Genomic DNA, 13974 nt, shown 5'->3' on the forward strand with positions numbered 1-13974 from the left:
AAATTATTTTGACAAATAAAATTACTATTGCTATTGATGGCTTTTCATCAACAGGAAAAAGCACCTTGGCCAAACAGTTGGCGCAACATTTGGGATACGTATATGTCGATACGGGTGCTATGTATCGTGCGGTGACTTATTACGCGATGCAAAAAGAATATATTACAACTGCTCGATTTGATGTTGCTGCTCTTGTGAATGATTTACCAAATATTTCATTGCAGTTTCAGTTTAATCCCGCTTTGGGTTTTGCCGAAATGTATTTGAATGGCGTACTTGTAGAAAAGGAAATCAGAACCATAGAAGTGTCAAATTTTGTGAGCAAGATTGCCGAAGTCTCCGAAGTTCGAGCCAAGTTGGTCGAGCAACAAAAAGAAATGGGTAAAAATAAAGGCATCGTTATGGATGGTCGCGATATTGGTACGGTTGTTTTTCCGGATGCAGAACTGAAAGTATTTATGACTGCCAGTGCAAGTACCCGTGCGCAGCGACGTTTTGATGAGCTTGTGGCAAAAGGTGATGCAGTAACTTACGAAGAGGTGCTTAAAAATGTGGAAGAGCGCGATTATATTGATACACACAGAGACGATTCGCCTTTAGTAATGGCTGATGATGCCATATCAGTAAATAATTCTGCTATGACACGTGAGCAGCAATTTGCAGTTGTTTTAGATTTGGTTGCACAGCGTACTAAAAACATATAATTATTTGCAGATTTCATTTTTAATAGTAGATTTACGCCTTGTAAATTTTTTAAAGTATATAAAACAATTCATCTCATGGGAATTAAAAATAGATTGGTAATAATGAGTTTTCTCCAGTTTTTTGTTTGGGGAGCTTGGTTAATTACAATTGCAAATTATTGGTTTGGAACGAAAGGATGGGAGGGAACTCAGTTTGGATTGGTTTTTAGTACCATGGGAATCGCTTCCTTATTTATGCCAACGCTTACGGGTATTTTAGCAGACCGATGGATCAATGCTGAAAAGTTATATGGAGCGTTACATATATTGTACGCTGCGGTTTTGTTTTATATTCCGCAAGTTACTACGCCTGAAAATTTTATTTACATTATGTTATTGGCTATGTGTTGTTATATGCCAACAATTGCCTTGAGTAATTCAATTTCATACAATGCATTAAAAACAAATGGATTGGATGTAGTTAAGAGTTTTCCGCCTATCCGAGTTTATGGAACAATTGGTTTTATCGCAGCAATGTGGATCACCAACTTAACAGGAAATAAAGCAACGGCCTATCAATTCTACATTGCAGGTTTAGCAGCGGTAGCACTTGGTTTGTACGCCTTTACTTTGCCACCATGTAAACCACAACGATTGTCTAAAGAGAATGCTTCTTTAATGGAAACTTTAGGATTAGAATCTTTTAAATTGTTTGCAAATTATAAAATGGCTTTGTTTTTTATCTTCTCTATGTTTTTAGGAGGCGCTTTGCAATTAACAAATGCTTACGGAGATGTTTTCTTGGATGAGTTCAAGCATTTTCCTAAATACGCCGATTCATTTGTAGTGGAATATTCTACAATTATCATGTCGATTTCTCAAATTTCTGAGACCTTGTTTATTTTAGCAATTCCGTTTTTCTTGAAGCGTTTTGGTATCAAACAAGTAATGTTAATTAGTATGTTGGCTTGGGTATTGCGTTTTGGGTTGTTTGCTTACGGAGATCCAACAAGTGGTTTGTGGATGATTATTATGTCTTGTATTGTGTACGGAATGGCATTTGATTTCTTTAACATATCAGGATCTTTATTTGTTGAAACGAATACTGATGCTAAAAACAGATCGTCAGCGCAAGGATTGTTTATGATGATGACCAATGGAGTAGGAGCGGTTTTAGGAAGTTTTACTTCAGGTTGGGCTATTGATAAATATTTTACAAAGTCATTTACAGGAACTGCTGATTTAGCTAGTTTCTTACAAACGGAACCTACTAATGCAAAAATGGTTGAGTTTGTTACTAGTCAGGGCAAAACAATAGGAACAGACGGTCTTTTTGATTCGGTTATACAAATGAAAGATTGGCATACGATTTGGTTGGCTTTTGCACTGTACGCACTAGCAATTGCAATAGCTTTTGCGGTTTTATTCAAGCACAAGCATAATCCAGAAGATGTAGAGCAAATTAGTCACTAAAATAAATTCAAAATTCGATACCATTTTGTATCGGGTTTTTTTATTCCAGAAATGCCCTAATTTCCTCAATAGCCCCGATTGCAGCGGCATCCTTTTTCAGGACTTGCAGTTCGCCGCAGCGAAGGGAAAGGACTGTAAAAGATAGAGCGGAAAGCGGGAACTTTCTCCGCAAAAAAAGCCAATTTATTCGCTCCTGATAGTCAAATGATTAACTTTTGCCTAAAGTTTTGTGGTTTAAGATTAATGTGTTACTTTTGCACACCTTTTGGTGAATAAGAGTTTCCATTGGGTTGTAGTAAATTATACCAACAACTTCTGCTGTTTTCTATCACATTATGAAACTCGAGAAAATACAGAATACAAATTTTTAATCAGCATGTCTGAACAAGTAAAATCACAAGAAGAGTTTTTAGCAAATTTTAACTGGCACAATTTCGAAGAAGGTATTGATGCTGTTGATGAAAAAAACTTATTAGAGTTTGAAGAATTAGTTTCTAAAACTTTTATTGCAACTGATCAAGAAGAAGTTGTAGAAGGTACAGTTGTAAGAATTACAGATAGAGACGTTATCGTTGATATCAACGCTAAATCTGAAGGTGTAATTTCATTGAATGAATTCCGTTACAACCCAGCATTAAAAGTAGGTGATACTGTTGAGGTATTAATTGACATCCGTGAGGATAAAACAGGTCAATTAGTATTATCTCACCGTAAAGCACGTACTATCAAATCTTGGGATAGAGTTATTTCGGCTAACGAAACAGGTGAAATCGTTAATGGTTTTGTTAAATGCAGAACTAAAGGTGGTATGATCGTTGACGTTTTCGGAATTGAAGCGTTCTTACCAGGATCTCAAATTGATGTTAAGCCAATTAGAGATTACGATGTATACGTAAACAAAATGATGGAGTTCAAAGTTGTGAAAATTAACCACGAATTCAAAAACGTAGTTGTATCTCACAAAGCGCTTATTGAAGCGGATATTGAAATCCAGAAAAAAGAAATCATTGGTCAATTACAAAAAGGACAAGTATTAGAAGGTGTTGTTAAAAACATTACTTCTTATGGTGTGTTTATTGACTTAGGTGGAGTTGATGGATTGATTCACATTACTGACCTTTCTTGGTCTAGAATCAACCACCCATCTGAAGTTCTTGAATTAGATCAAAAATTGAACGTTGTAATCCTTGATTTCGATGATGAGAAAACAAGAATTCAATTAGGATTGAAACAATTAAACGCTCACCCATGGGATGCTTTAAATGCTGATTTGAAAATTGGTGATAAAGTAAACGGTAAAGTAGTTGTAATCGCTGATTACGGTGCATTTATCGAAGTTGCTGAAGGTGTTGAAGGTTTAATCCACGTTTCTGAAATGTCATGGTCTACGCACTTGCGTTCAGCTCAAGATTTCGTGAAAGTTGGTGATGTTGTTGAAGCTGTTATCTTAACTTTAGATAGAGATGACCGTAAAATGTCATTAGGTATCAAACAATTGTCTCAAGATCCTTGGACTGATATCACTGCTAAATACCCAGTAGGTTCTAAGCACACAGGTATCGTTAGAAACTTTACAAACTTTGGAATTTTCGTAGAATTGGAAGAAGGAATTGATGGATTAATCTACATCTCTGACTTATCTTGGACTAAGAAAATCAAACACCCATCTGAATTCGTAAACGTTGGTGAAAAACTTGACGTTGTAGTATTAGAGTTGGATGTTGACGGACGTAAATTATCTTTAGGTCACAAACAAACTACTGCTAACCCTTGGGATCAGTACGAAGATTCATTCGCTGTAGGAACTATCCACAATGGTGAAATTTCTGAAATTGTTGACAAAGGAGCTACTGTAGAATTCGGAGATGATATCGTTGCTTTCATTCCAACTCGTCACCTTGAAAAAGAAGACGGAAAGAAATTGAAAAAAGGCGATACTGCTGATTTCAAAGTAATCGAATTCAATAAAGAATTCAAAAGAGTAGTTGCATCTCACACTGCTATCTTCCGTGAAGAAGAAGAGAAAAATGTGAAATCAGCTTCAGAAAACAATTCAGGTTCATCTACTAATGCACCAGCTGCAACTTTAGGAGATAACAATGATATGTTAGCTGCATTGAAAGCAAAAATGGAAAAATCAGAGAAAAAATAATTCTCCGTTTTTTAAAATAGAAAGTCCCACAGCAATGTGGGACTTTTTTTGTGCTTTAATTTTTATAGGAGCTAATCCTGCTATTCGCTCCAATCTTTTATAAAGCTTCTGGCCAGAGGCTAAAAGCTTCATAAAAGGATTTACGCTGCTATCAGGGCTAGGGAATTCGTTTGCAGTACATAAATTCTTTATAAGTTTCACCTATTTGGTATTCATTCAACGTTAAAATTTACTCAGAATTGTACCAATTTACATTCGTGTAAATCTGTGTAATTTGTGTTTTATTTTTTAGCAGTAAATCTCTTTTTAATGAGCCGCAGTCTAATTAGCTCTTAATAATTGAGATTCTTCGGGTGTAAAATAGTCTATGATACTATAAGTGTCAATTTTGGCAATAGCCATTTCATCTAAAATGTCAACTAGATTTTTATAGTTTGATTTTTTACTTGGTTTAATAATCACAATTGGTCCTCTTGATGGATCACCGTAAATCTCTTGAATTAAACGTTTTTTATTTTGCAATTCTTTTCGAATTCCATTTTCATCGTAAGATAATGTTTTGGGTTTTTCAGTAGGGTAGCCTAAAAGGCCATGGTAGCTTACTAGCCTGTTATTATTGTCTAGTAAAATGGTAATCATGCGAATGTCTGTGCCTGATCCACAATTTGTTCTACCATCCCATTCTGGATTCTTATCAGGTAAACCCAAACTTATACTTTTCGGCTTTGCCAAATCAATAGTGACCATAAAAAACACTATCAAAAGAAAAGATACGCTAACCATTGCAGTGAGGTCAACTCTTGATTCTAGTTTTTTGCTTCTAATTTTTTTAAGTTTCTTTTCGCTATTCGGGTTGAAATCTTCCATAATCGTTTTGATTTAAATTGATATTAGTAGCAAAATCGTGTTTCAATTGAAATAAAGATACAAAAAAATCATTCTTGCAGAATAATTTTACAAAATTTTTAATCTGTAACTCCTTATAGATTAAGGCTTGGTGAATTTGTTTTGTCAAATTCGTAAAAAATCAAAACCAAAACCATTTAATGTGCGTAAATGACTTTATATAACTTAACAAAAATAAATTTTATGAAAACTAAAAAATTCTTATCAATCGCATTTATGGCCTTAGTATTTGGAGCAACTTCTTTCGCTCAAAAAACAGTAATGGTAGGTGGAGCAGCAATGTATCCTTCTAAAAACATTGTTGAAAATGCTGTAAATTCGAAAGACCATACTACTCTTGTAGCGGCAGTTACTGCAGCAGGTTTAGTAGAAACATTACAAAGTAAAGGACCATTCACCGTTTTTGCCCCAACAAATGCAGCGTTTGCGAAATTGCCAGCAGGTACAGTAGATACTTTGCTAAAACCAGAAAATTTGAAAACTTTGCAAACTATTTTGACCTACCATGTAGTTGCAGGAAAAATGAATGCTGCTGATATTGCTAAAGCAATTAAAGCAGGAAACGGTAAAGCTATCGTGAAAACCGTAAGCGGTGGTACATTAACAGCTTGGATGAAAGGTAAAGATTTGTACATCACTGATGAAAACGGAAACATGTCAAAAGTTACAATTGCTGATGTAAACCAATCAAATGGTGTAATTCACGTTGTTGATACAGTAGTGTTGCCAAAACAATAATAATCAAGTTTAAGGTTAATATGTTTGTTAGTCTTAAAAGCCCTGCCAAATGCAGGGCTTTTTTGTGCAATAAAAAAACCGATACTTTTTGTGAATATCGGTTTTTTTAATTTTTGTTGGTTCTTTTTATCTTAAAACTGCACCTAATTCCGTTTCAAATGTTTTTTGCAACTTGCTCATGATTTTGTCAATTTGTACATCTGTCAAGGTTTTAGCGCTATCCTGAATGGTAAAACTAATAGCGTATGATTTTTTTCCTTCTGCAAGATTTTGGCCTTGATATACATCAAATAAATCTACATTTTTAAGTAAGCCTTTTTCAGTTTGTCTCGCTAAGTTGTAGATACTGCTGTAAGTTACGTTCTCATCAATCAACAAAGCTAAGTCACGTCGTACTTCAGGGTATTTTGGAATTTCAACAAACTTAATTTTGGTTGAAAGTTTTTTCAAAATTAAATCCCAATCAAAATCGGCATAAAATACTTCTTGTTTGATTCCGAACTGTTTCAAAATGCTCTTTTTCACAACTCCTAACGATACTAAAACATCGTTTCCTATCGATAATGAAATTCCTTCTGACAATACATCTAGATTAGTCGGGATGTTTTGGAATTTAGATAATCCCAAACGTGATAAAATTCCTTCTACATAACCTTTAAATAAGAAAAAGTCAGATTGTTTTTGTGTAGCCGTCCAGCTTTCAGCGTTGCGATTACCGGTTAAAAACAAAGACAAATGCTTTTTTTCTTCGTAACCTGCCAAATATTTATGGTACGTTTTTCCGAATTCAAATAACTTTAAATCGGCATTTTTACGATTAATATTATACGATACAGCCTCTAAACCAGAAAACAATAACGATTGGCGCATGGTCGATAAATCAGTACTCAACGGATTTAAAATCGTAACATTATTGCTAGGATTCAATTGCTCTGATAAATCAACATAGGACGCTGTTGTTAACGAGTTGGCCATCATTTCATGAAATCCTTGAGAATTCAATTGTGTAGCAATTGTATTTTGTATTTTGTAATCTTCGTTTCTAGGAGCGTTAAAAACGGTTGCGTTCAACTTATTTGAAAAAGCAATATTGTTGTAACCGTATACTCTTAAAATTTCCTCAATAACATCAATTTCTCTCTGTACATCTACTCGGTAAGACGGAATAGTTAAACCAAGCCCAGCATCAGAAACACTATTAACTTTAATATCAAGTGAAACTAAAATTTTCTTAATTGTATCTTTTGGAATTTCTTGACCAATTATCTTTGCAACTTTACTAAAATTCAAGAAAACCGTGAAATCCTCGATCTTTTTTGGATAAAAATTCACCACGTCAGATGTGATTTCTCCCCCGGCTACTTCTTGAATTAACAATGCCGCGCGTTTTAAGGCATATTCTGTAATTGTTGGATCAATACCTCTTTCAAATCGGAAAGACGCATCAGTATTCAATTGATGTCTTTTAGCTGTTTTTCGTACACTAACAGGATTAAAATAAGCGCTTTCTAAGAAAATAGAGTTCGTACTTTCTGAAACTCCCGATTTTTTTCCACCAAAAACCCCTGCAATGCAAAGCGGCCCTTTTTCATCACAAATCATCAAATCTTCTTCATGTAGTGTGCGCTCAACATCATCCAGTGTAACAAATTTTGTTCCAGCAGGAAGTGTTTGTACAATCAGTTTACCGTTGATTTTAGCTGCATCAAAAGCATGTAGCGGTTGACCAAGATCATGCAAAACATAATTGGTAACGTCAACTACATTGTTTTTTGGTGTTAAACCAATAGCTTTTAATCGGTTTTGCAACCAAGCTGGCGATGGCTTTATTTCGATTCCTGAAATGGTTACACCACAGTATCTTGGAGCTAATTTGCTCTCTTTAACATCAACATCTATTTTTAAAGTGCGCTTGTCTACTCTAAAATTACTTACAGATGGCGTGATAAGTTCTACACTAATTCCTTTTTGTAGCATTCCAGCTCTTAAATCACGTGCTGTTCCCCAATGGCTCATGGCGTCAGCACGATTGGGTGTTAATCCAATTTCAAAAACTTCATCGTTTTCTATTTTAAACACCGTTGCAGCTGCTGTGCCAGGAATTAAAGCATCATCAAGAACCATAATTCCGTCATGACTATCGCCTAAACCCAATTCATCTTCGGCACAAATCATACCGTGGCTTTCTTGACCTCTAATTTTTCCTTTTTTGATGGTAAATGCTTCTCCATTGGCATCGTATAAAACGGTTCCAATTGTGGCAACAGGTACTTTTTGTCCGGCGGCTACGTTGGCTGCACCACAAACAATTTGTACGGGAGTTCCTGTTCCTAAATCAACAGTAGTTACTTTTAGTCGATCAGCGTCAGGATGTTGTACGCAGGTTAACACATGACCTACCACAATCCCCTCTAAGGCTCCTTTTACAGATTGGTATTTTTCAACGCCTTCTACTTCAAGACCTAAATCGGTCAATAAAGCAGATGTTTCCTCTGAATTCCAGTCTGTTTTAATAAATTGCTTTAACCAGTTGTATGATATTTTCATGTGATAATTTTAATAAAAGTGCAAAGAGCTTCATTTTTCGAAACCGTGTGCAAATATAAGGATTGAAGCGTGTAGAAAGAAACAATTTTTTTGCTTTTTTAAACGGTTGTAATAGAAGGTTACGGTTGTCCTTTTTCGATATGAAAGCCTAATTAAATGTGAAATATGTAATAAATAGTTCTTAAAAAAATGTATTTGGAAATTTTATGCTATTAATTGATACTATCGTGCTATATTTTTTAGAATTGGGTTGCTAAATTTGAAAAAACATAATACGTACGACTATGGATAATGTGTTCAAAAGACCTGAATTTAAGGCAAAATATGATAATTATATTGGCGGTAAATTTGTTGCGCCTGTAGGTGGAACTTATTTTGATGTTGTTTCACCAATTGATGGAAAAGTATTTACGCAAGCTGCGCATTCTAACAAAGCTGATCTTGATTTGGCTGTCGATGCGGCTTATGATGCTTTCAAAACTTGGGGAAAAACATCAGTAACCGAGAGAAGTGTTCTATTGAATAAAATTGCCCAGATAATCGAAGACAATTTAGAATATTTAGCAATTGTAGAAACCATAGACAACGGAAAAGCAGTTCGCGAAACTCTTGCGGCCGATTTGCCTCTGGCAATAGATCATTTTAGATATTTTGCAAGTGTAATTCGTGCTGAAGAAAGCTCAATAACCGAATTAGATTCGCAAACAGTTTCGATTGCATTAAGCGAACCTCTTGGAGTTGTAGCTCAAATTATCCCATGGAATTTCCCTATTTTAATGGCAGTTTGGAAATTAGCTCCAGCTTTAGCAGCAGGGAATACTGTAGTGCTTAAACCAGCTGAGAGTACTCCGATATCAATTTTGATCTTAATGGAATTGATAGGAGATGTATTGCCTCCGGGAGTTGTAAACATCGTTAACGGATTTGGTTCTGAATTAGGAAGAGCATTGGTAACCAACAAAAAAGTTTCAAAAGCAGCCTTTACGGGATCAACTCCTACAGGACGATTGGTTATGCAATATGCTACAGAGAATATTATTCCTGTTACGTTAGAACTTGGTGGGAAATCACCAAATATTTTTATGAAATCGGTGGCTGATGCCGATGATGAATTTTTTGATAAAGCAGTCGAAGGTGCCGTGATGTTCGCCTTAAACCAAGGTGAAATTTGTACCTGTCCATCACGTTTATTAGTACACGAAGATATTTATGATAAATTTATTGCCAAAGTAATTGAACGTACCGAAGCAATTGCAACCGGACATCCTTTGGATAAAAATACCATGATGGGTGCGCAAACTTCGATGATTCAGAAGGAAAAAATTCTATCTTACATTAAACTAGGAAAAGAAGAAGGAGCAGAGCTGCTTACTGGCGGTTTCGAAAACACTCACGACGGGGAATTAGAAGGCGGATATTACATTAAACCAACTCTTTTTAAAGGGCATAACAAAATGAGAATCTTTCAAGAGGAGATTTTCGGACCTGTTTTGGCCGTGACTACTTTCAAAACAACCGAGGAAGCTATCGAGATTGCAAATGATACCATTTATGGTTTAGGTGCTGGTTTATGGACGCGCGACGCTCATGAAATTTACCAAGTGCCTAGAGCTATTAAAGCGGGTCGTGTTTGGATTAATCAGTACCATTCATATCCTGCGGGAGCTCCGTTTGGAGGCTACAAACAATCAGGAATTGGTCGTGAAAACCATAAAATGATGTTGGGTCATTACCGTCAGACTAAAAATATGCTTATTTCTTACGATAAAAATAAGTTAGGATTCTTTTAATTTGTTACAATAGATTGTTCAATTGAAAACCTGGCAAATACTTCAATTTGCCAGGTTTTATTTTAAAGACTATAAAATGAAAAAACGAATTCATGCTACTCAAAAAGCGATTGATTTAATTCACATTTTACAAGAAAAACATGGCGATTTGATGTTTTATCAAGCAGGAGGTTGCTGTGAAGGAACGCAGCCACAATGTTTTGAAAAAGGAGGTTTTTACCAACGCTATGGCGATGTATGTATTGGTACAATAGAAAACACAGAGTTCTGGGTAGATAAGGATTTATTTGAATACTGGAAACATGCTCATTTTACACTAGATGTTTTGGATGGCTTTGGCGTTGGAGGCTTTTCATTGGAAACTCCACTCAAAAAGACATTTCGAATTGAATATCGTTTGTTTTCAGAAGAAGAACTTCTTGATTTAGAACCGCTACGATTTATAGAATAGACTAATTTACAAGCAGTTGTTGGTATTGTTTTGGCGTTATGCCTTCGTGCTTTTTGAACAATCGAATGAAATAATTACAGTCTTCAAAACCAGACAAATAACAAACTTCATTAATTTGAATCGCTGGATTTTTAAGCAATTGTTTAGCACAACGCATTTTCTCTACGTGAATAAATTCTACAGGACTCATGCCTAGTTCGCGTTTGAAATAGCGATAAAAAGAGCTTGTGCTCATAGATACTTTGTCGCTAAGCTGCTTCATGTTGAAATTTTCTTTTATATTTTCCCTGATAAATGCTACAATTTGGGTCATAGGATTATTAGGATCTGTTGGAGTTCCTTCTTCTAAAGATTGGGAAGCTTGCGATTGTATAATGCGGATTAATAGTTCTTGAAGAGTCAAATCAGCGAGAACATCCTTGGTAATGGAAGTACTCATACATTCCTGAATTAGTTTATTAATAGTTGTAGCTAACTCAATATTATTGTAGAAAAAGTAATTCTGATAATTCAGCTGCCAAAACTGATTGTTTCCTTCCTTTGGATAACGTTCGTTTAAAAATTGGAGTGTATCAGTGATTTTTACTTGGTCAATGGCAAGCGCTAAGCATTGAGTGGGGTTGTGACTAGAAGCTTCTGGGAAGTCGATTTTCATAGCTACATTTGACGGAATCACAACAGTTTCACCCGGTAAATAAACAAAACTTGGATCATCAAAAAGATGCATTACTTTTTTACCTCTAAGCATACTGGTAACCACCAAATCATTGAATTGTAGAGGCACAGCCATTGAGGATTCGTAAGTTTCGAACAAATTTAACTCGCAATGGTTCAAACCGTAAACAGTTCTGTTTTCTACTAAAGTTTTAAGTGATTTTTCGTTGGATAACAGTGGAGGCTGAATGAAATAGCGGTTATTATTCATAGTATATTACTTTTCGATGAGGGAAATATAAATATACTAAAAAAGCTTTATTCGGTAATTTACTTTAACATTTTTACAGCAATTCGTTTACGTGTCTCTGGATGTTTTGACTAATTTTTTGCGTTGGCAAATCGTTTTCATCGGTACCAAAAGGTTCTTCGATTTCTTCAGCAATTAATTCCAAACTTGCCAAAACATAAAAAATAAATACTACCACAGGAACAACGTAATACCCCAAATTAAAAGAGTATCCAAAAGGTAATGTCATTACATAAAAAAAGATAAACTTTTTAATAAATGCACTGTAGGAGTAGGGGATCGGAGTGTTTTTAATCCTTTCACAAGCACCGCAAATATCAGTAAACGACTTTAATTCTTCGTTCAAAATGATAAGTTGGTCGCCCGTAATTTTTTTATTGATGTATAATGAATTAATTCTCTCAAACATCAGCTTAGCCACTTGATTGGGCCTATGTTTTTCTTGATCCAAATCAATTACTAAATTTTCATTTAATTGTTGGCTCGTTGCTTCGTCTTTCAAATGCAAGTTTAAAACAAAAGCGTAATTTGGGATTAGATTTCTAAAAAAAGCTACATCTTCTTCGTCTTTGAGAATAGCAGCCAGTTTCAAAGCAAGATTGCGACTGTTGTTTACCAAAGCGCCCCATAATTTTCGGCCTTCCCACCAACGATCGTATGCAGTATTGGTACGAAAAACAAGCAAGAGGGAGATTACAAAGCCTAACATACCATGCATGATGGTTATGTTTCTGACATAACTGTCTTCAGCTAGCTTCCAATATTCTACTTCAACATAACCAACTATTCCCGAATAAAACCCAATGGCAATCATCACTGGGAATAATTTTCTAAAAGTATCTGCTTTGTGAAAGCGGAATATAAATGTAAACCAATCTTTGGTGTTGTACGAAACCATTTTGTTTTTTTACTTCGGTAAAAGTAATTAAAAAACTAAATTACCAGCCAATTCTCGCAAAGCAATTTCAGATAGTTTACCTTGAAATTGAGCATTGCTGTAACGAACTTTCGCATTCACGTAATTTAACTGCGCTGTTCTAAATTCTAAAGCGGTAATGGTTCCAATTCGGAATTTATCAAAAGTAATTGACAAGTTTTGTTTAGCTATTGCTTCATTTTTTTCTTCTAAACGAATCAATTCTAAGTTAGTCAAATACGTTTGGTAAGAAGAAGCCAACTGTGAATTAAGAGTCAGATTTTGCTGTTCAATAGTTAATTTAGAATTAGCTACTTGCAATTTTGCTATCTTCTCGTTTCTGTTTTGTGCAAAACCATCAAAAATATTGATCGAAGCGGTAAAACCGTAATTAAAACCTCTGGATTGCGATTCTCTAACAAACCCCAAACTACTTTCGCTCTCCGAAAAATTGTATGCCGTATTTACTCTCAGAGTAGGGTAACGGGCAGCTTTTACTTGTTTTAACTCTAATTCAGCCACTCTTTTATTAATGATTTGAGCTTCTAATTGGGGGTTTTGTTTTTCAGCTAAAGCTTTTAACTCTGGTAAAGTTAAAAAGGAATCCACAGCTAGTTCATCTACTACTTTAAAATCAGTGGTCACATCACGTGCGAGTAGTTGGTTTAGTAAAATTTTACTGTTATTGTACAATTCTTTTTGACGCAAAAGCGCTACTTGATCTGTATTTAAGTCCACTTGTGCATTTAAAACTTCAAGTTTTGAGGCTTTACCAATTGTAAATCGGTTTTGAGCCAATGCTAATCGTTGGTTAGAAATTACAATAGTCGTATCAAGAGCTGCTAATTGTTGCTGCTGCTGCACCAAATCGTAGTAGGCTGCATTAACATCACTAATTCTAGTCAAAATAGTGAGTTTCAATTGCGCTTCACCTAACTTTTGTAATTCCTTTAATTGATCCCTGCGAGCAAACATACGCATACCATCAAAAATAGTCCAGTCTAATCCAACACCGTAGGTTAAATTGTTATTTTTGGCATTGTCTAACTCTGTTTGGGTACCATCTTGTCGGATTTGCGAACTGTTTTGTACACTATTGTTATCCAAAACATTAGCAGTTAATGTAGGTAGCATTCCAGCGTTACCAATAGCATTATTTATCTTTTGAACATCCAGATTATTACGTCCAATTTTTATATCGTAATTATTCTCTAATGCCGTTTTTACAGCGTTTTCTAGAGAAAGTACTTCTTGCGCAAAACCGGTTGTATAGCATAAAAGTAGCAAGAGTCCGGTTCCTATATGTTTTTTAAAATTTGTCATTCTTTTAATATTTCGTGCCAAAAAAATGGCT

General features: G+C 35.1%; 11 protein-coding genes. 6 read left to right on the top strand and 5 right to left on the bottom strand.

Features of this window, described 5'->3' with window-relative positions; translation table 11 throughout:
• Positions 1 to 8: 8 nt before the first annotated feature.
• The 3 genes from cmk (at position 9) to rpsA (ending at position 4308) form a co-directional block, all read left to right on the top strand.
• The gene (gene cmk, locus ACXX8U_RS05340; protein ID WP_458564939.1) at positions 9 to 704 is read left to right on the top strand and encodes a (d)CMP kinase; all 696 of its coding nucleotides are present in this window, start codon (positions 9 to 11) and stop codon (positions 702 to 704) included.
• Positions 705 to 779: 75 nt separating this feature from the next.
• The gene (locus ACXX8U_RS05345; RefSeq protein ID WP_458564940.1) at positions 780 to 2156 is read left to right on the top strand and encodes a nucleoside permease; all 1377 of its coding nucleotides are present in this window, start codon (positions 780 to 782) and stop codon (positions 2154 to 2156) included.
• Positions 2157 to 2532: 376 nt separating this feature from the next.
• Positions 2533 to 4308: a 30S ribosomal protein S1 gene (rpsA, locus tag ACXX8U_RS05350; protein WP_210790290.1), complete on the top strand. Its 1776-nt coding sequence runs from the start codon at positions 2533 to 2535 to the stop codon at positions 4306 to 4308.
• 321 nt (positions 4309 to 4629) lie between these two features.
• Here the strand turns inward: rpsA and ACXX8U_RS05355 are convergent, their stop codons facing one another.
• Positions 4630 to 5175 carry an ExbD/TolR family protein gene (locus ACXX8U_RS05355; RefSeq protein ID WP_458564941.1) on the bottom strand — a complete coding sequence of 182 codons (546 nt, stop codon included), beginning with the start codon at positions 5173 to 5175 and terminating at the stop codon, positions 4630 to 4632.
• A 222-nt stretch (positions 5176 to 5397) separates the two neighbouring features.
• Between ACXX8U_RS05355 and ACXX8U_RS05360 the strand changes: the two genes are divergently transcribed.
• Positions 5398 to 5952 (top strand): fasciclin domain-containing protein, encoded by a 555-nt coding sequence (locus ACXX8U_RS05360; protein WP_458564942.1) that lies wholly within the window; start codon positions 5398 to 5400, stop codon positions 5950 to 5952.
• A 126-nt stretch (positions 5953 to 6078) separates the two neighbouring features.
• Here the strand turns inward: ACXX8U_RS05360 and pheT are convergent, their stop codons facing one another.
• Entirely contained in the window at positions 6079 to 8499 is a 2421-nt protein-coding gene (gene pheT / locus ACXX8U_RS05365) for a phenylalanine--tRNA ligase subunit beta (protein ID WP_458564943.1), read from the bottom strand.
• A 284-nt stretch (positions 8500 to 8783) separates the two neighbouring features.
• Between pheT and ACXX8U_RS05370 the strand changes: the two genes are divergently transcribed.
• Both ACXX8U_RS05370 and ACXX8U_RS05375 read left to right on the top strand, forming a co-directional pair.
• Entirely contained in the window at positions 8784 to 10289 is a 1506-nt protein-coding gene (locus ACXX8U_RS05370; protein ID WP_458564944.1) for an aldehyde dehydrogenase family protein, read from the top strand.
• A 76-nt stretch (positions 10290 to 10365) separates the two neighbouring features.
• A complete protein-coding gene (locus tag ACXX8U_RS05375) occupies positions 10366 to 10740 on the top strand; it encodes a DUF779 domain-containing protein (protein WP_166138905.1) in 375 nt (124 codons plus the stop codon).
• 1 nt (position 10741) lies between these two features.
• On the opposite strand, the gene ACXX8U_RS05380 is transcribed toward ACXX8U_RS05375, so the two are convergent.
• The 3 genes from ACXX8U_RS05380 to ACXX8U_RS05390 all read right to left on the bottom strand — a co-directional run bounded on the left by ACXX8U_RS05380 (position 10742) and on the right by ACXX8U_RS05390 (position 13943).
• A complete protein-coding gene (locus ACXX8U_RS05380; RefSeq protein WP_458564945.1) occupies positions 10742 to 11665 on the bottom strand; it encodes an AraC family transcriptional regulator in 924 nt (307 codons plus the stop codon).
• A 73-nt stretch (positions 11666 to 11738) separates the two neighbouring features.
• A complete protein-coding gene (locus ACXX8U_RS05385) occupies positions 11739 to 12602 on the bottom strand; it encodes a bestrophin family protein (protein WP_458564946.1) in 864 nt (287 codons plus the stop codon).
• Between the two features lie 27 nt (positions 12603 to 12629).
• Complete coding sequence (locus tag ACXX8U_RS05390) at positions 12630 to 13943, bottom strand: TolC family protein (protein WP_458564947.1); 1314 nt, start codon at positions 13941 to 13943, stop codon at positions 12630 to 12632.
• Between the last annotated feature and the right edge of the window lie 31 nt (positions 13944 to 13974).

It is taken from the genome of Flavobacterium sp. GNP001 (assembly GCF_054343775.1).